General features: G+C 68.5%; 15 protein-coding genes. 7 read left to right on the plus strand and 8 right to left on the minus strand.

The genetic code is table 11. The annotated features are described in order from the left end of the window. Positions 1-15: 15 nt before the first annotated feature. Positions 16-1,203, minus strand: a complete 1,188-nt coding sequence (gene tgt, locus KU887_RS03545) for a tRNA guanosine(34) transglycosylase Tgt (RefSeq protein ID WP_006497510.1) — start codon at positions 1,201-1,203, stop codon at positions 16-18. A gap of 117 nt (positions 1,204-1,320) precedes the next feature. Beyond that, positions 1,321-2,388: a tRNA preQ1(34) S-adenosylmethionine ribosyltransferase-isomerase QueA gene (queA, locus tag KU887_RS03550; protein WP_006482460.1), complete on the minus strand. Its 1,068-nt coding sequence runs from the start codon at positions 2,386-2,388 to the stop codon at positions 1,321-1,323. A 167-nt stretch (positions 2,389-2,555) separates the two neighbouring features. Between queA and recG the strand changes: the two genes are divergently transcribed. The 7 genes from recG (at position 2,556) to ubiA (ending at position 10,745) form a co-directional block, all read left to right on the plus strand. Next, positions 2,556-4,868 carry an ATP-dependent DNA helicase RecG gene (gene recG / locus KU887_RS03555; protein WP_034201006.1) on the plus strand — a complete coding sequence of 771 codons (2,313 nt, stop codon included), beginning with the start codon at positions 2,556-2,558 and terminating at the stop codon, positions 4,866-4,868. 136 nt (positions 4,869-5,004) lie between these two features. Then, positions 5,005-5,964 (plus strand): LysR substrate-binding domain-containing protein, encoded by a 960-nt coding sequence (locus tag KU887_RS03560; protein ID WP_006483664.1) that lies wholly within the window; start codon positions 5,005-5,007, stop codon positions 5,962-5,964. Positions 5,965-6,358: 394 nt separating this feature from the next. Beyond that, a complete protein-coding gene (locus KU887_RS03565) occupies positions 6,359-6,487 on the plus strand; it encodes a hypothetical protein (protein ID WP_006483667.1) in 129 nt (42 codons plus the stop codon). Between the two features lie 101 nt (positions 6,488-6,588). Next, positions 6,589-8,775 carry a catalase/peroxidase HPI gene (gene katG, locus KU887_RS03570; protein ID WP_258254515.1) on the plus strand — a complete coding sequence of 729 codons (2,187 nt, stop codon included), beginning with the start codon at positions 6,589-6,591 and terminating at the stop codon, positions 8,773-8,775. Between the two features lie 110 nt (positions 8,776-8,885). Beyond that, on the plus strand, positions 8,886-9,056 hold the full coding sequence (locus tag KU887_RS03575) for a hypothetical protein (protein ID WP_006483662.1): 171 nt from the start codon (positions 8,886-8,888) through the stop codon (positions 9,054-9,056). A gap of 129 nt (positions 9,057-9,185) precedes the next feature. Then, positions 9,186-9,674, plus strand: coding sequence for a non-specific DNA-binding protein DpsA (dpsA, locus tag KU887_RS03580; RefSeq protein ID WP_006483665.1), 489 nt, complete (start codon positions 9,186-9,188; stop codon positions 9,672-9,674). Between the two features lie 207 nt (positions 9,675-9,881). Beyond that, positions 9,882-10,745 carry a 4-hydroxybenzoate octaprenyltransferase gene (gene ubiA, locus KU887_RS03585; RefSeq protein ID WP_006497506.1) on the plus strand — a complete coding sequence of 288 codons (864 nt, stop codon included), beginning with the start codon at positions 9,882-9,884 and terminating at the stop codon, positions 10,743-10,745. A gap of 101 nt (positions 10,746-10,846) precedes the next feature. Here the strand turns inward: ubiA and proC are convergent, their stop codons facing one another. The 6 genes from proC to KU887_RS03615 form a co-directional block, all read right to left on the minus strand. Next, positions 10,847-11,659, minus strand: a complete 813-nt coding sequence (gene proC, locus KU887_RS03590; RefSeq protein WP_006497505.1) for a pyrroline-5-carboxylate reductase — start codon at positions 11,657-11,659, stop codon at positions 10,847-10,849. Positions 11,660-11,712: 53 nt separating this feature from the next. Further along, on the minus strand, positions 11,713-12,411 hold the full coding sequence (locus KU887_RS03595; protein ID WP_059721650.1) for a YggS family pyridoxal phosphate-dependent enzyme: 699 nt from the start codon (positions 12,409-12,411) through the stop codon (positions 11,713-11,715). 128 nt (positions 12,412-12,539) lie between these two features. Continuing rightward, positions 12,540-13,766, minus strand: coding sequence for a glycolate oxidase subunit GlcF (gene glcF / locus KU887_RS03600; protein WP_059721649.1), 1,227 nt, complete (start codon positions 13,764-13,766; stop codon positions 12,540-12,542). 7 nt (positions 13,767-13,773) lie between these two features. Then, complete coding sequence (gene glcE / locus KU887_RS03605; RefSeq protein WP_006488938.1) at positions 13,774-14,862, minus strand: glycolate oxidase subunit GlcE; 1,089 nt, start codon at positions 14,860-14,862, stop codon at positions 13,774-13,776. Positions 14,863-15,045: 183 nt separating this feature from the next. Next, on the minus strand, positions 15,046-16,539 hold the full coding sequence (locus KU887_RS03610) for an FAD-linked oxidase C-terminal domain-containing protein (protein ID WP_006497501.1): 1,494 nt from the start codon (positions 16,537-16,539) through the stop codon (positions 15,046-15,048). 37 nt (positions 16,540-16,576) lie between these two features. After that, on the minus strand, positions 16,577-17,986 hold the full coding sequence (locus KU887_RS03615; RefSeq protein WP_034201002.1) for an FAD-binding oxidoreductase: 1,410 nt from the start codon (positions 17,984-17,986) through the stop codon (positions 16,577-16,579). Positions 17,987-18,053: the final 67 nt, after the last annotated feature.

Here is an 18,053-nt window from a genome sequence, read left to right on the forward strand (position 1 = left end):
CGGGCCGCCGGCCCGTCAGTCGACCCCTCTCGCGCGATCCTCCGCGAAGCGTTGCCGGAATGCGTCGAACGTGTGCGTCTCGATTGCCTCGCGAATCTCGCTCATCAGCTGCAGGTAGTAGTGCAGGTTGTGGATCGTGTTCAGCTGCGCGCCGAGGATTTCGCCGACCCGGTGCAGGTGATGCAGGTAGCCGCGCGAGAAGTTCTGGCACGTGTAGCAGGTGCAGGTCGAATCGAGCGGCTTCAGCGAGTTCTTGTGCGTCGCGTTGCGGATCTTCACGTCGCCGAAGCGCGTGAACAGCCAGCCGTTGCGCGCGTTGCGGGTCGGCATCACGCAGTCGAACATGTCGACGCCGTTCGCGACGCCTTCGACCAGGTCCTCCGGCGTGCCGACGCCCATCAGGTAGTGCGGCTTGTTGGCCGGCAGCTTCGGGCCCACGTGGCGCAGCACGCGCATCATGTCTTCCTTCGGCTCGCCGACCGACAGCCCGCCGATCGCGAGGCCGTGGAAACCGAGTTCCGCGAGGCCCGCGAGCGATTCGTCGCGCAGGTCCTCGAACATCCCGCCCTGGACGATCCCGAACAGCGCGTTCGGGTTGCCGAGCCGGTTGAACTCGTCGAGCGAGCGCTTCGCCCAGCGCAGCGACATGCGCATCGAGTCGGCCGCTTCCTGGTGCGTCGTCGGCACGCCGTTGGTCGCGTACGGCGTGCATTCGTCGAACTGCATCACCACGTCGGAGTTCAGCACCTTCTGGATCTGCATCGACACTTCCGGCGACAGGAACAGCTTGTCGCCGTTGATCGGCGACGCGAACGTGACGCCGTCCTCGGTGATCTTGCGCAGGTCGCCGAGCGAGAACACCTGGAAGCCGCCCGAGTCGGTCAGGATCGGCTTGTTCCAGCCCATGAAGCCGTGCAGGCCGCCGTGCGCGTCGATCGTGTCGAGGCCCGGGCGCAGCCACAGGTGGAACGTGTTGCCGAGGATGATCTGGGCCTTGATCTCGTGCAGCTCGCGCGGCTGGATCGCCTTCACGGTGCCGTACGTGCCGACCGGCATGAAGATCGGCGTTTCGACCGTGCCGTGGTTGAGCTTCACGCGGCCGCGGCGCGCGTGGCCGTCGGTCGTCAGCAGTTCGAATTCGAGCCCGTTGGCCGGGCGGTCCTGCACGGGGGCGTGCGTATCGTGGGATGAACCTTCGGTCATCGTGTCGTGCTCCTCGCTACCGGAAAACAGTCCGGCGCATGTTGGAAACGCCGCCGGGAAGCCCGGCGGCGGTGAAAAAACGGGTGACGCACCAGGCGGACGAGCCGCCCGCGGAGCTTACGCGCCCGGCGCCTCCGGCGTGTCGCGCCGCGTGAGCAGCATCGCGTCGCCGTAGCTGAAGAACCGGTAGCGTTCTTCGATCGCGTGCCGGTACGCGGCGCGGATCGTCTCGACGCCCGCGAACGCGGACACCAGCATCAGCAGCGTCGATTTCGGCAGGTGGAAGTTCGTCACGAGCCGGTCGACCACGCGGAAACGGTAGCCGGGCGTGATAAAGATGTCGGTCTCGGCCTGCGTCGCCGCGAGCGGGCGGCCGGCTTCGTCGGCCGAGCGCGCCGCGGCTTCGAGCGCGCGCATCGACGTCGTGCCGACCGCGATCACGTTGCCGCCGCGCGCGCGGGTCGCGGCGATCTTGTCGACGAGCGACTGCGGCAGGTCGTACCACTCGCTGTGCATCTTGTGCTCGGCGATGTTGTCGACGCGCACCGGCTGGAACGTGCCGGCGCCGACGTGCAGCGTGAGCGTCGCGCGCTCGACGCCCAGCGCATCGAGCTGCTCCAGCAGCGGCTGGTCGAAATGGAGCCCGGCCGTCGGCGCGGCGACCGCGCCCGGGTTGCTCGCATAGACGGTCTGGTAGCGCGTCTCGTCGGTCGCATCGGGATCGTGCTCGATATACGGCGGCAGCGGCAGGCGGCCGTACTGTTCGATCAGGTCGAGGCACGGCGCGGGGAAGTGCAGCGTGAAGAACGGCTCGACGCGCTCGCCGACCGTCACGTCGAACGCGTCGGCCAGACGCAGCGTCGTGCCGGCGCCCGGCGACTTGCTCGCGCGGATCTGCGCGAGCGCCGTGTGCGTGCCGGTCACGCGCTCGATCAGCACCTCGATCTTGCCGCCGCTGGCCTTCTGGCCGAAGAAACGCGCCTTCAGCACCTTGGTATCGTTGAACACGAGCAGGTCGCCGGGCGCGATGCACGACGGCAATTCGGCGAAATGGCGGTCGACGAGGCGTGCGGGCTCGACGCTGCGGTCGACCTCGAGCAGGCGGCTCGCGGTGCGATCGGGCAGCGCGGTTTGTGCAATCAGCTCGGGCGGCAGATTGAAATCGAAATCGGAAAGCGTGAACATGCGGGCTGGTTCGAAGCGGCCGGCGGGCGTCGCCGGCAGGGCGGAAACGCGTAATCGGGGCGCGCGAGCCGCTATGATGACGGGATGCGCGGCCTGGCCGGCGTCGTTCGTTCGGACGACGTGAAAGCCGCTATTGTACTTGCCTTGCGAAGCACCCAGACGATCCGATGCCTGTGTCACCACGCCGTTCTCCCGCCGCCGTTGCCGATTCCGCCGATCCGTTCGACGCGGACGATGCCGCGTCGCCCGCGCCGTTCGCATCGGGCTCCGGTACGCGTCGCGCCGGCCCGAAGCGCGGCGCCGACGGCCGGCTCGCGCAGCCCGCGGCCGCCGCGCCCGACGCCGACGGCGCCGCCGCGAGCGACGAGGCAGGCGCGGCCGGTGCGAAGCGCAAGAAGAAGCCGGCCGCCGACAAGCCGGTGAAAACCGCCGACAAGCTCGCGAAGCTCGGGCTCACGCGTTCGATCGATCTCGTGCTGCATCTGCCGATGCGCTACGAGGACGAAACCACGCTCACGCCGATCGGCGAATTGCTGCCGGGCGGCATCGCGCAGACCGAAGGCGTCGTGTTCGACAACGAGGTCGCGTACCGGCCGCGCCGCCAGCTCGTCGTGAAGATCCGGGACGACGACGGCGAGCAGCTCGTGCTGCGCTTCCTGAATTTCTACGGGTCGCAGGTCAAGCAGATGGCCGTCGGCCAGCGGCTGCGCGTGCGCGGCGACGTGCGCGGCGGCTTTTTCGGGATGGAGATGGTGCATCCGGCCGTGCGCGTCGTCGAAGCGGATGCGCCGCTGCCGCAGGTGCTCACGCCCGTCTACCCGAGCACGGCCGGCGTGTCGCAGGCGTATCTGCGCAAGGCGATCGAGAACGCGGTCGAGCGCACGCCGCTGCCCGAACTGCTGCCGCCGGAGATCCAGCGCGATTACCTGAAGCCGCTCGACGTGCCGACGCTCGAGCAGGCGGTGCGCATCCTGCACCACCCGCGCGTCGATTCGGACGAAGCCGCGCTGATGGACGGCTCGCATCCGGCGTGGACGCGCATCAAGTTCGAGGAACTGCTCGCGCAGCAGCTGTCGCTCAAGCGTGCGCACGAGGAGCGCCGCACGCGCGCCGCGCCCGCGATGCCGCGCCGCACCGCGCGCGATGCCGACGCGCTGACCACGCGCCTTTACGCGGCGCTGCCGTTCACGCTGACGGGCGCGCAGGCGCGCGTCGTCGACGAGATCGCGCACGACCTCACGCTCGCGCACCCGATGCAGCGGCTGCTGCAGGGCGACGTCGGCAGCGGCAAGACGGTCGTCGCGGCGCTGGCCGCCACGCAGGCGATCGACGCCGGCTACCAGGCTGCGCTGATGGCGCCCACCGAAATCCTCGCGGAACAGCACGCGCGCAAGCTGCGCGCATGGCTCGAGCCGCTCGGCGTCACGGTCGCGTGGCTCGCGGGCAGCCTGAAGGCGAAGGAGAAGCGCGCGGCGATCGAGGCGGCCGCGCTCGGCACCGCGCAGCTCGTGATCGGTACGCACGCGATCATCCAGGACACGGTCGAATTCGCGCGGCTCGGCCTCGTGATCGTCGACGAGCAGCACCGCTTCGGCGTCGAGCAGCGTCTCGCGCTGCGTGCGAAGGCCGCGAACGCGGCCAACGGCGCGCGCGACTTTCAGCCGCACCAGCTGATGATGTCGGCCACGCCGATTCCGCGCACGCTCGCGATGACGTACTACGCGGATCTCGAAGTGTCGACGATCGACGAGTTGCCGCCCGGCCGCACGCCGGTGCTGACGCGCGTCGTCGGCGACGCGCGGCGCGACGAGGTGATCGCCCGCGTGCGCGAGGCCGCGCTCACCGGGCGCCAGGTGTACTGGGTGTGCCCGCTGATCGAGGAGAGCGAGACGCTGCAGCTGCAGACGGCCGTCGAAACCTACGAGACGCTGGCCGCGGCGCTGCCCGAGCTGAAGGTCGGGCTCGTGCACGGCCGGCTGTCGCCGGCCGACAAGGCGGCCGTGATGGAGGCGTTCACGCGCAACGAAGTGCAGCTGCTGGTCGCGACGACGGTGATCGAGGTGGGCGTCGACGTGCCGAACGCGTCGCTGATGGTGATCGAGCACGCGGAACGTTTCGGCCTCGCGCAGTTGCACCAGCTGCGCGGCCGGGTCGGGCGCGGCACCGCGGCGTCGGTGTGCGTGCTGCTGTACAGCGGGCCGCTGTCGCTCACCGGCCGCGAGCGGCTGAAGACGATGCGCGAGACGACCGACGGCTTCGAGATCGCGCGGCGCGACCTCGAAATCCGCGGCCCGGGCGAATTCCTCGGCGCGCGCCAGTCGGGCGCGGCGATGCTGCGTTTCGCGAACCTCGAGACCGACGGCTGGCTGATCGACCCGGCCCGCGAGGCCGCGGCGCGGCTGATTGCCGCGTACCCGGAGGTCGTCACGCAGCATCTCGCGCGCTGGCTCGGCGCGCGCGAACAGTACCTGAAGGCCTGATCGAGCGGCTCGGGGCCGGATCGAAAGCCGCCGATCGACGCCAATCGACGCCTCGCGATGCAGAGAAACTTGGCGAACCGGTGCCAACAGGTGTATAAATTAAACCTATCGCCTGTATATCTCTGATTGACCCACAATGACGCTGACTGAATTGAAATACATCGTCGCGGTTGCGCGCGAGCGGCATTTCGGCCGCGCGGCCGAAGCGTGCTTCGTGAGCCAGCCGACGCTCTCGGTGGCGATCAAGAAGCTCGAAGACGAGCTCAACGTGCAGATTTTCGAGCGCGGCGCGAGCGAAGTGAGCGTGACGCCGATCGGCGACCAGATCGTCACCCAGGCGCAGCGCGTGCTGGAGCAGACCTTCGCGATCAAGGAGATCGCGAAGCAGGGCAAGGACCCGCTCGTCGGCCCGTTCCGCCTCGGCGTGATCTACACGATCGGGCCGTACCTGCTGCCGACGCTCGTCAAGCAGATGATCCAGCGTGTCCCGCAGATGCCGCTGATGCTGCAGGAGAACTACACGCTGAAGCTGCTCGAACTGCTGAAGCAGGGCGAGATCGACGCCGCGATCATGGCGCTGCCGTTCCCCGAAACCGGCCTGATGGTGCGGCCGCTGTACGACGAGCCGTTCGTCGTCGCGCTGCCGGCGGGCCACCCGTGGGAGAAGCGCGACGAGATCGACGCCGAGGACCTGAAGCAGGAAACCATGCTGCTGCTCGGCAACGGCCACTGCTTCCGCGATCACGTGCTCGGCGTGTGTCCGGAACTGATGCGCTTCTCGCAGACGGCCGACGGCATCCAGAAGACCTTCGAGGGCTCGTCGCTCGAAACCATTCGCCACATGGTCGCGAGCGGCGTCGGCATCACGGTGCTGCCGCGAATGTCGGTCGCCGAGATCGGCCCGCGCGCGAACGGTCCCGATGCCGAACTGCTGTCGTACGTGCCGTTCAACGAACCGGTGCCCGATCGGCGTGTGGTGCTCGTATGGCGCAAGAGCTTCACGCGGATGCCCGCGATCGACGCGATCAGCGACGCCATCTCTGCCTGCGAGCTGCCCGGCGTCGCGAAGCTCGACATGCCGGCCACGATGAATTGACGCACCCGCGCATGCGGGTGTGGCGGCATGATGAACGGGGCCTTGCGGCCCCGTTTATTTTTCCCTATCGCATAGATGAAATTTATCAAATTCAAATAATTGATAGATGTAGATAGAATCCTCTACATGGATCGGCGTCGTAGCCGACGTGCGGGATGCACGTTGAATGCAAACGTCAAAGGAGGATGTCATGATGCGGTCGGTATTGCAGCACGCGCAACGGAACATCCCGTCGCGCGACATGGTCGTACATCGCGCCAGGGCGGCGGTTCGCGGCCTGCGTCCGATTGCGTTCGCGTACCTGGCGGACCGTGTGTATGGCGGATGAGTGCCGCCGCGCACCGGTCCTGTGTTCCCCCGATTCACCCGCCGTCAAGCCATGAGGGAGCATTGCATGTCCGATACCCGAAAAACCACCCGCCGCGCCGGCATGACGACTGCCGGCCGCCGCGTCCCCGAGCGCCCCGCCTGCGGCGCGTTGCAGCGGGAACGCGTGCCGAAGGCCGCGCACGACATCCCGTAGTACGACAGGAGAAGCCGCCTGTTCCGTTTCTTACCCCCCGCAATGCTCCACGAACCGCGCCCGGCACGTGGGGGCCTACGAGCAAGTAAAGGAGAAAAAGCATGTCGAACGAAACCAAGTGCCCGTTCAACCACACCGCAGGCAGCGGCACGACGAACAAGGACTGGTGGCCGAATCAGCTGAACCTCAACGTCCTGCATCGGCATTCGGCGCTGTCCGATCCGATGGACCCGGATTTCGACTACGCCGAGGCGTTCAAGAAGCTGGATCTCGCCGCGGTGAAGCAGGACCTGCACGCGCTGATGACGACGTCGCAGGACTGGTGGCCGGCCGACTTCGGCCACTACGGCGGCCTGTTCGTGCGCATGGCGTGGCATAGCGCGGGCACGTACCGCACGGCCGACGGCCGTGGCGGCGCGGGCGGCGGGCAGCAGCGCTTCGCGCCGCTCAACAGCTGGCCGGACAACGTGAGCCTCGACAAGGCGCGTCGCCTGCTGTGGCCGATCAAGCAGAAGTACGGCCGCAACATCTCGTGGGCCGACCTGCTGATCCTGACCGGCAACGTCGCGCTCGAATCGATGGGCTTCAAGACGTTCGGCTATGCCGGCGGCCGCGTCGACACGTGGGAACCGGACGACGTCTACTGGGGCTCGGAAAAGATCTGGCTGGAACTGAGCGGCGGCCCGAACAGCCGCTACACGGGCAAGCGCGAGCTCGAAAGCCCGCTCGCCGCGGTGCAGATGGGCCTGATCTACGTGAACCCGGAAGGTCCGGACGGCAACCCCGACCCGGTCGCCGCCGCGCACGACATCCGCGAGACGTTCGCGCGGATGGCGATGAACGACGAGGAAACCGTCGCGCTGATCGCGGGCGGTCACACGTTCGGCAAGACGCACGGCGCCGGCCCGGCCTCGAACGTCGGCCCCGAGCCGGAAGCCGCGGGCCTCGAGGAGCAGGGGCTCGGCTGGAAGAGCACCTTCGGCACCGGCAAGGGCAAGGACACGATCACGAGCGGCCTCGAAGTCACGTGGACCTCGACGCCGACGAAGTGGAGCAACGACTTCTTCAAGCACCTGTTCAGCTACGAGTGGGAGCTCACGAAGAGCCCGGCCGGCGCGCACCAGTGGGTCGCGAAGGATGCGGACGAGGTGATTCCCGATGCGTACGACGCGTCGAAGAAGCATCGCCCGACGATGCTGACGACCGACCTGTCGCTGCGTTTCGACCCGGCCTACGAAAAGATCTCGCGCCGCTTCCACGAGAACCCGGCCGAATTCGCCGACGCATTCGCACGTGCGTGGTTCAAGCTGACGCACCGTGACATGGGTCCGCGCTCGCGCTACCTCGGCCCGGAAGTGCCGGCGGAACACCTGCTGTGGCAGGACCCGATCCCGGCCGTCGATCATCCGCTGATCGACGACGCCGACGTCGCCGCGCTGAAGGCGAAGGTGCTGGCCACGGGCCTGTCGGTGTCGCAGCTCGTGTCGACCGCCTGGGCGTCCGCGGCGACGTTCCGCGGGTCGGACAAGCGCGGTGGCGCGAACGGCGCGCGCATCCGCCTCGCGCCGCAGAAGGACTGGGAAGTGAACCAGCCGGCGGCGCTCGCGGCGGTACTCGAAGCGCTCGAAGGCGTGCAGAAGGCGTTCAACGATGCGCAGACGGGCGGCAAGAAGGTGTCGCTGGCCGACCTGATCGTGCTGGCCGGTGCGGCCGGCGTCGAGCAGGCGGCGAAGAACGCGGGCGTCGCGATCACGGTGCCGTTCGCGCCGGGCCGGATGGATGCGTCGCAGGAAGAAACCGACGTCGACGCGATGGCCGTGCTCGAGCCGCTCGCCGACGGGTTCCGCAACTACCTGAAGCACCCGTACAAGACGCCGGCCGAGGCGCTGCTGGTCGACAAGGCGCAACTGCTGACGTTGACGGCGCCGGAGATGACCGTGCTGGTCGGCGGCTTGCGCGTGCTCGGCGCGAACGTCGGCGACTCGAAGCACGGCGTGTTCACCGATCGTCCGGGCACGCTGTCGAACGACTTCTTCGCGAACCTGCTCGACATGCGCACGGAATGGAAGCCGGTGTCGGCCGCGAACGACGTGTTCGAAGGGCGCGATCGCGCGACGGGCGCGGTCAAGTGGACGGGCACGCGCGTTGACCTGATCTTCGGCTCGCACTCGCAACTGCGCGCGCTGGCCGAGGTGTACGGCAGCGCGGATGCGCAGGAGAAGTTCGTGCGCGACTTCGTCGCCGCCTGGAACAAGGTGATGAACCTCGACCGCTTCGACCTCGCATGAACCCGGTCGTGATGCGGTGATGCAGTAAAGCAGTGATGCAGTAACCTGAAACGGCCGGTCGAACGACCGGCCGTTTCTTCTCTGAACGATGTCTTGTCGAAGGAGTGACCATGACGCAAATGATGCTCAACATGCGTGCCGCCGCGTCGCCCATTCTGCGCTCGCCGGTCGAACTGGCGCGCTACGCCGTCGGCTTCGCGATCGTCGTCGGCGGGGCGGTGGAGCTGGTCTCGCAGGCGCTGCACGCGCTCGCGCCGGTCGTGTCGGCCGCAGGCGGCTGACGACAACGATGGCAGCGACGATTTCGCGACGCTAGACTGGCGAGTCGCGAACGGATGCCGCGCGACGCGGCATGCGGATTGCTCGACGCATTTTCGCCGGTTCAACATTTCGAATGAGGAGTCCCGAAGATGGCCAAGAAAGGCAACGCCACGCAGATCAACATCGGTATCAGCGACAAGGACCGCAAGAACATCGCGGACGGCCTGTCGCGCCTGCTCGCCGATACGTTTTCGCTGTACCTGAAGACCCACAATTTCCACTGGAACGTGACCGGACCGATGTTCAACACACTGCACCTGATGTTCGAGGAGCAGTACAACGAACTGTGGCTCGCGGTCGATTCCGTCGCGGAACGCATTCGCACGCTGGGCGTCGTCGCGCCCGGCACGTTCGGCGAGTTCGCGAAACTGTCGTCGGTGCCGGAAGCGAAGGGCGTGCCGGCCGCCGAGGAAATGATCCGTCAGCTCGTCGAAGGGCACGAGGCGGTCGTGCGCACCGCGCGTGAAATCTTCCCCATCGCCGATGCGGCGAGCGACGAGCCGACCGCGGACCTGCTGACCCAGCGCCTGCAGACGCATGAAAAGACCGCATGGATGCTGCGGTCGCTGCTCGCGTAAGCCGCACGCGGCCGGGGACGGCAGGCCGGCCTGCTTCTGAGCGGCTTTGCATCTGTCCCCGGATTGATGCGCGCCGCTGCGTGGCCGCGCGTAGCGGGTCGCGGCGGCCCGCCGGCCCGCTGCGGTCACCGGCCGCGCGGCGCGCCGACATGACGCGAAGCACCGCTCGGCTCTAAAATGCCGGGATTCTCTTCCCGGTGCTTCGCCATGCTTGCCCGCTTTCCCCTGTATCTGCGGCTCGTCCGGATGGACAAGCCGATCGGCAGCCTGCTGCTGCTGTGGCCGACGCTCAACGCGCTGTGGATCGCGTCGGACGGCCACCCGCGCTGGCCGCTGCTCGTGATCTTCACGCTCGGCACGCTGCTGATGCGCTCGGCCGGCTGCGCGATGAACGACTACGCCGACCGCGATTTCGACCGTCACGTGAAGCGCACGGCCGACCGGCCGCTGACGTCCGGCAAGATCCACGCATGGGAAGCCGTCGCGATCGCGGTCGGGCTGTCGTTCATCGCGTTTTTGCTGATCCTGCCGCTCAATACGCTGACGAAACAATTGTCGGTCGTCGCGCTGTTCGTCGCCGGCTCCTATCCGTTCATGAAGCGCTTCTTCGCGATTCCGCAGGCGTATCTCGGCATCGCGTTCGGCTTCGGCATCCCGATGGCGTTCGCGGCCGTGCAGGATACGGTGCCGATGCTGGCGTGGGTGATGCTGGTCGCGAACATCTTCTGGTCGGTCGCGTACGACACCGAATATGCGATGGTCGATCGCGACGACGACATCAAGATCGGCATCCGCACGTCCGCGCTGACGTTCGGCCGTTTCGACGTCGCGGCCGTGATGACGTGCTACGCGATGACGCTCGGCATCTACGTGTGGATCGGCGTGACGCTCGGCTTCGGTCCCGCGTACTGGGTGGGCTGGGCGGCGGCGCTCGGCTGCGCGTTGTATCACTACACGCTGATCAAGGACCGCGAACGGATGCCGTGCTTCGCGGCGTTCCGCCACAACAACTGGCTGGGCGGCGTGCTGTTCGCGGGCATCGCCGCGCATTACCTGCTGGCGGGCAACTGAACGACACACCGCGCGCTCTTTCTCGCGGCGCCAACGAAAAAGCGACCTGACGGTCGCTTTTTTTACATCCGGCGCCGGCATGACCGGCGCCGCCGTCACGCTTACGCGCGGCCGAGCTCGTCGCCCATTTCCTTCGCGCGTGCTTCGGCCGCGAGCGCGCCGCGCACGATCGCTTCCTTCACGCCCTGCGCGTCGAACGCCGCGAGCGCGGCGGCCGTCGTGCCGCCCTTCGACGTCACGCGTTCGCGCAGCACGCTGGCCGGCTCGCCCGACTGCGCGGCCAGTTGCGCGGCGCCGGTGAACGTCGCGACCGCGAGCGCGCGGCCCTGCTCGTCGTTCATGCCGAGGCGGCGCGCGGCTTCCTGCAGCGCTTCGATGAAATAGAACACGTACGCGGGGCCGCTGCCCGAAATCGCGGTGACCGCATCGAGCTGCGCTTCGTCGTCGAACCACACGATCTCGCCGACCGCGCCGAGCACGTTCGACGCGAGTTCGCGGCCGGCGGCGTCGACGCCCGGCAGCGCGGCCAGGCCCGTCACGCCCATGCCGACCAGCGCGGGCGTGTTCGGCATCGTGCGCACGACGCGCGCGTAGCCGCCGAGCCAGCGGGCGAGATCCGTGCCGCGGATGCCGGCCGCGATGCTGATCACGAGCTGCGACTTCAGGTGTGGCGCCAGCGCCTGCGCGACGTCGTGCAGTACCTGCGGCTTCACCGCGAGCACGATCGCGTCGTAATCGGCGAGCGTCGCGTCGATCGCCGCGCCGGTGCGCACGCCGAATTGCTGTGCCGCGCGCGCGCGGACTTCTTCGTTGACGTCGATGGCATACAGGCCGTCCGCGGCGACGCCGCGCTTGATCAGGCCGCCGATCAGGGCCGCGGCCATGTTGCCGCCGCCGATGAATGCGATTTTCATGATGTCGGGAATGAGCGAGTGAGTGAACGGAAAGGCGGAAAAGGGCGCGGCGTTCAGTGCGAGTAATCGCGCGCGCCGAAGATCGCGGTGCCGACGCGCACGATCGTCGCGCCTTCGAGCACGGCGGCATCGAGATCGGCGGACATGCCCATCGACAGCGTGTCGAGCGGCAGGCCGCCGGCGCGCAACGTGTCGAACAACGCGCGCAGCGCGCGATGCGGCGCGCGTTGCGCGTCGGGGTCGTCGGCCGGTTCGGGAATCGCCATCAGGCCGCGCAGCCGCAGCGACGGCAGCGCGGCGACCGCCCGCGCGACTTCGGCCACGTCGGCCGGCGCGACGCCGCTCTTCGACGCCTCGCCGCTGATGTTCACCTGCACGCACACGTTGAGCGGCGGCAGGTGCGCGGGGCGCTGTTCCGACAGGCGCTGCGCGATCTTCAGCCGGTCGACCGAATGGACCCAGTCGAAGCGCTCGGCGACGGGGCGCGTCTTGTTCGATTGCAGCGGGCCGATGAAATGCCATTCGAGGCTCGCGCGCAGGTCGGCGAGCGCGTCGATCTTGTCGATCGATTCCTGCACGTAGTTTTCGCCGAAGGCGCGCTGGCCGGCCGCATGCGCGGCGCGCACGTCGTGGGCCGGAAACGTCTTCGACACGGCGAGCAGCGCGACGGTGGCGGGATCGCGGCCGGCCGCGCGGGCGGCGTCGGCGATGCGGCGGTGAACGGAGTCGAGACGGGCGGCGAGATCGGACATGACGGGCACGGAAGCAGGCACGGGAGCGGCACGGAAGCGGGCATGAAGCCGATGCGTCGCGATCCGCGGCGCATCGATCCGCTCATTATACGGACGCCGCGCGCGCCCGTTACGAGCGCGAACAGCCCCTAGCCGTACAGCAGATGCTCGACGAGCTGGACCCAGTGGGCGACCGGCACCTGCGTGCCGCTTTGCAGGTGCGCGATGCAGCCGACGTTGCCGGACACGATCATCTGCGGCTCGAGCGCCTGGAGCTTCAGCAGCTTCTGCTTGCGCAACCGGTACGACAGCGACGGCTGCGTCAGCGAGTAGGTGCCGGCCGAGCCGCAGCACAGATGGCTGTCGGCCGGCAGCCGCACGTCGATGCCGAGCGTCTCCAGCAGGCGCTCGACCTTGCCGCGCGATTGTTGACCGTGCTGCAGCGTGCACGGCGGGTGGTAGGCGACCGTATGGATCGCGCGGCGCCGCGCGATCGTCGCGAGTTCGGCCTCGAACGCGAGCAGCACGTCGGAGATGTCGCGCGTCAGCGAAACGATGCGCTGCGCCTTCTCCGCGTAGGCCGGATCGTCGCGCAGCAGGTGCGCGTACTCGAGCACCGTCGCGCCGCAGCCCGACGCGTTCATCACGATCGCCTCGGCGCCCTGTTCGACGTGGGGCCACCACGCGTCGATGTTGCGACGTGCGTCGTCGAGCGCTTCGTCGTGATAGTTCAGATGCAGGCGGATCGCGCCGCAGCAGCCCGCGTCCGGCGCGACGACCGTCTCGATGCCGAGCGCGTCCAGCACGCGCGCGGTCGCGATGTTGATGTTCGGCAGCATCGACGGCTGCACGCAGCCGCCGAGCATCAGCATCTTGCGCGGATGCGTGCGGTGCGGCCATTCGAGCAGCCGCGTGCGCGGCGGCACCTTGTCGCGCAGCCGCTTCGGCAGCAGCGGCCGCACGTGCTGGCCGAGCCGCATCATCGGCGAGAACAGCGCGGCGTTCGGCACGACGCTCGCGAGCATGCGGCGCATCAGCCGCTGCTGCGCGGGGCGCTCCACCTGAGCTTCGACGTGCTTGCGGCCGATCTCGACGAGCCGGCCGTACTGGACGCCGGACGGGCAGGTCGTCTCGCAACTGCGGCAGGTGAGGCAGCGGTCGAGATGCTGTTGCGTGCTGCGCGTGACGGGTGCGCCTTCGACCATCTGCTTGATCAGGTAGATGCGGCCGCGCGGGCCGTCGAGTTCGTCGCCGAGCAGTTGATAAGTCGGACAGGTCGCGGTGCAGAACCCGCAGTGCACGCACTTGCGCAGGATCGCGTCGGCCTCGTCGCCGTCGGGCGTATTGCGGATGAAATCGGCGAGATTCGTTTGCATCCAGCCCTCAGAGCTCAGGGTAAAGCCGGCCGCGATTGAAGATGCGCGCGGGATCGAACGCGCTTTTCAGCCCGCGGTGGATCTTCATCATCGGCGCCGGCAGCGGCGTGAACACGCCCGCGCTGCGGTCGTAGGTGTCGCCCGCGCGGAACAGCGTCGCATGGCCGCCGGCCTGCTTCGCGCTCATGCGCACGGTTTGCGCGTCGGCGTCGGTGATCCACCAGCGCTGCGCGCCGCCCCATTCCATCAACTGGGTGCCCGGCAGGTGCATCGGTTCGGTGATCGACGGCAGCGACAGGCGCCACAGCGCGTAGCCGGGCGGGATGCCGTTGAAGAACGGGTCGGTGTGCTCGCGCAGGCCGGACCAGAAACGCTCGGCCTCGACCGCGTCGACGACTTCGCCGCCGAGCAGCGTTTTCGCGGATTTGACGGCGGCTTCCGCGCCCGACAGGCGCAGCACGAGCGTGCCGTTGCGCCACGCGCTCGCGCTGACCGGCAGCGGATGGCCGCCCCATTCGTTGAGCTTGCGCACCGCGTCGGTCGCGGTCATCTCGAACTTCAGCGTGACTTCGGCGACGGGCATCGGCAGCACCTTGATCGACAGGTCGAGCATCAGCCCGAGCGTACCGAGCGCGCCGGCCATCAGCCGCGACACGTCGTAGCCGGCGACGTTCTTCACCACCTGCCCGCCGAAGCGCAGCATCTCACCGCGGCCGTTCATCAGCGTGGTGCCGAGCACGAAATCGCGCGGAGCGCCGCAGGTGGCGCGGCGCGGGCCCGCGAGACCGGCTGCGACGCAGCCGCCGACGGTGGCCGCGCGCCCGAAATGCGGCGGTTCGAACGGCAGCATCTGGCCGCACTCGGCGAGGACGGTTTCAAGCTGCGCGAGCGGCGTGCCCGCGCGGACCGTGACGACGAGTTCGGCCGGGTCGTACGACACGACGCCCTGAAACGCGCGCGTGTCGAGTATTTCGCCCTCGAGCGCCTGGCCGTACCAGTCCTTGGTGCCGCCGCCGCGAATCCGCAGCGGCCGGCCGTCGGCACTGGCGGCGCGGATGCGCTCGGCCCATCCGGCGACGATGTCGTCCTCTTCCATGTTCCGTTGCTTTCTCGTCTCGTTGTCCGGTCGATTGTACCGGGGTGGCGCGATTCCACATCGCGACTATCCCTAAGCCCCGTATCGCGTGCGGCAGGCTCGCGCCGGCGCGCGAACGCGCCGCGCGGGCGCGGCAGACCCGCGGACCGCGGCCACCGGTGCGGGCCACGGCCCGCACGCCGCTCAGAAGCGCGGCAGGTCGGGGTGCGGCAACAGCCCGCCGCGCACGTGCTGGCGACCGTATTCCGCGCAGCGCGCACGGGTCGGGATGCCCTTGTCCGGGTTCAGCAGCCCGGCCGGATCGAACGCGCGCTTGACCGCGAAGAACGCGTCGCGCTCCTGCGGCGAGAACTGCACGCACATCGAATTGAGTTTTTCGATGCCGACACCGTGCTCGCCCGTCACGCTGCCGCCGAATTCCACGCAGCATTCGAGGATTTCCGCGCCGAACTGCTCGGCGCGGTGCAGCTCGTCCGGATCGTTCGCGTTGTACAGGATCAGCGGATGCATGTTGCCGTCGCCCGCATGGAACACGTTGATGCAGCGCAGCCCGTAGCGCGTTTCGAGCTGCTCGATGCGCGCGAGCAGCGGGCCGATCGCGCGGCGCGGCACGGTGCCGTCCATGCAGTAGTAATCGGCGGAAATGCGCCCGGCGGCCGGGAACGCGTTCTTGCGGCCGGACCAGAAGCGCAGCCGTTCATGTTCGTTGCGCGACACCTGGATGCGCGTCGCGCCGTGTTCGCGCAGCACGGCCGTCATCCGCACGATTTCCTCGGCGACTTCTTCCGGCGTGCCGTCCGATTCGCACAGCAGGATCGCCTTCGCGTCGAGGTCGTAGCCCGCGTGCGTGAACGCCTCGACGGCCTGCGTGGCCGGCTTGTCCATCATCTCGAGCCCGGCCGGGATGATGCCCGACGCGATGATCGCTGCCACCGCCTCGCCGCCCTTGACGACGTCGTCGAAGCTCGCCATCACGAGCTGCGCGGTCTGCGGCTTGGGGATCAGCCGCACCGTGACCTCGGTGACGATCGCGAACATCCCTTCGCTGCCGATCATCACCGCGAGCAGGTCGAGGCCCGGCATGTCGAGCGCGAGCGAGCCGAATTCGACGACCTCGCCGTCGATCGTCACCGCGCGCACGCGCATCACGTTGTGCACGGTCAGCCCGTATTTCAGGCAGTGGACGCCGCCGGAGTTTTCCGCGACGTTGCCGCCGATCGTGCACGCGATCTGCGACGACGGATCGGGCGCGTAATACAGGCCGTACGGCGCGGCCGCTTCCGAGATCGCGAGGTTGCGCACGCCGGGCTGCACGGTCGCCGTGCGCGCGTACGGGTCGACTTCGACGATGCGCGTGAAGCGCGCGAGCGACAGCACGACGCCGAGCGCGATCGGCAGCGCGCCGCCCGACAGGCTCGTGCCGGCGCCGCGCGGCACGATCGGCACTTCCATGCGGCGGCAGATCTGCACGATCCGCTGCACTTGCGATTCCGTCTCGGGCAGCGCGACCGCGAGCGGCAGCCGGCGGTACGCGGACAGGCCGTCGCATTCGTACGGCGCCGTGTCCTCGTCGCGGTACAGCAGGCAGTGCGTCGGCAGCACGGCCATCAGCGCCTGCACGACTTCGCGCTGGCGCTGCGCGCGTGCGGCGCTCGACAGTTCGACGGGAGCGTTCATGAAGTCTCCTGCGTGAGGCGCGAGCTCGCGCCGCCGGTCAGCACGTGAAAATCTTGCCTGGATTCATCAGGTTGCGTGGATCGAGCGCGAGCTTGATCGCGCGCATCGTGTCGATCGCGTTGTCGCCGTGCTCCTTCGGCAGGAAGCGCATCTTGTGCAGCCCGACGCCGTGCTCGCCCGTGCAGGTGCCGCCCAGGCGCAGCGCGCGCTCGACGATCCGGTCGTTGATGTGTTCGGCTTCGGCGAGTTCCTCGGGCTTGTCGGGATCGATCAGGATCGCGACGTGGAAATTGCCGTCGCCGACGTGGCCGACGATCGGACAGGGCAGCGACGACGCGCGCAGGTCAACCTCGGTTTCCTCGACGCACGCGGCGAGCTGCGAGATCGGCACGCACACGTCGGTCGTCACCGCGCGGCAGCCGGGCTTCAACTGCAGCATCGCGAAGTACGCGTTGTGGCGTGCGGACCAGAGCCGCGTGCGATCCTCGGGACGGGTCGCCCATTCGAAGCCCTGGCCGGCGTTCTGGCCGGCGAGCGCCTGCACGAGTTCGGCCTGTTCCTTCACGCCGGCATCGGTGCCGTGGAACTCGAAGAACAGCGTCGGCGCCTCGGTCAGCGTCAGGTTCGAGTGACGGTTGATCGAGCGCACCGCAAGCGCATCGACGAATTCGACGCGCGCGATCGGCACGCCGATCTGGATCGTCTCGATCACCGTGCGCACCGCGTCGCCCATCGTCGGGAACGTGCAGATCGCGGCCGACACGGCCTCGGGCAGCGGGTGCAGGCGCAGCGTGATCTCGGTGATCACGCCGAGCGTGCCTTCGGACCCGACGAACAGGCGCGTGAGGTCGTAGCCGGCCGACGACTTGCGCGCGCGCGAGCCGGTTTTCACCACGCGGCCGTCCGCGAGCACCGCGGTCAGGCCGAGCACGTTCTCGCGCATCGTGCCGTAGCGTACGGCGTTGGTGCCCGATGCGCGGGTCGCGGTCATCCCGCCGATGCTGGCGTCGGCGCCCGGATCGATCGGGAAGAACAGGCCGGTGTCGCGCAGCGCTTCGTTGAGCGCCTTGCGCGTGATGCCCGGCTCGACCGTCACGGTCAGGTCTTCGGCGTTGATCGACAGCACGCGGTTCATTTCGGACAGGTCGAGCGACACGCCGCCGCGCACCGCGAGCAGGTGGCCTTCGAGCGACGAGCCGGCGCCGTACGGAATCAGCGGCACGCTGTAGAGCGAGCACAGCGACACGACCTCGCGCACGTCGTCGGTGCTGTGCGCGAACACGACGGCGTCGGGCAGTTGCGGATCGAACGGGGATTCGTCGCGGCCGTGATGGGCGCGGACCGCGTCGGCGGTCGACACGCGCTCGCCGAAGGCGGCGCGCAGTGCATCGAGCATGGCGGGGGGCAGCGGGCGGCGCGTGGCGGCCGGCGGGGCAGGGTGATTCACGAATGTCTCCTGACTGCTTGTCGAACTGTCGGCCCATTCTACGCTGTAACGTCCGCTGCGCCTGCCG

This window comes from Burkholderia sp. EMB26 (genome assembly GCF_024730645.1).
GTDB classification, from domain to species: domain Bacteria; phylum Pseudomonadota; class Gammaproteobacteria; order Burkholderiales; family Burkholderiaceae; genus Burkholderia; species Burkholderia cenocepacia.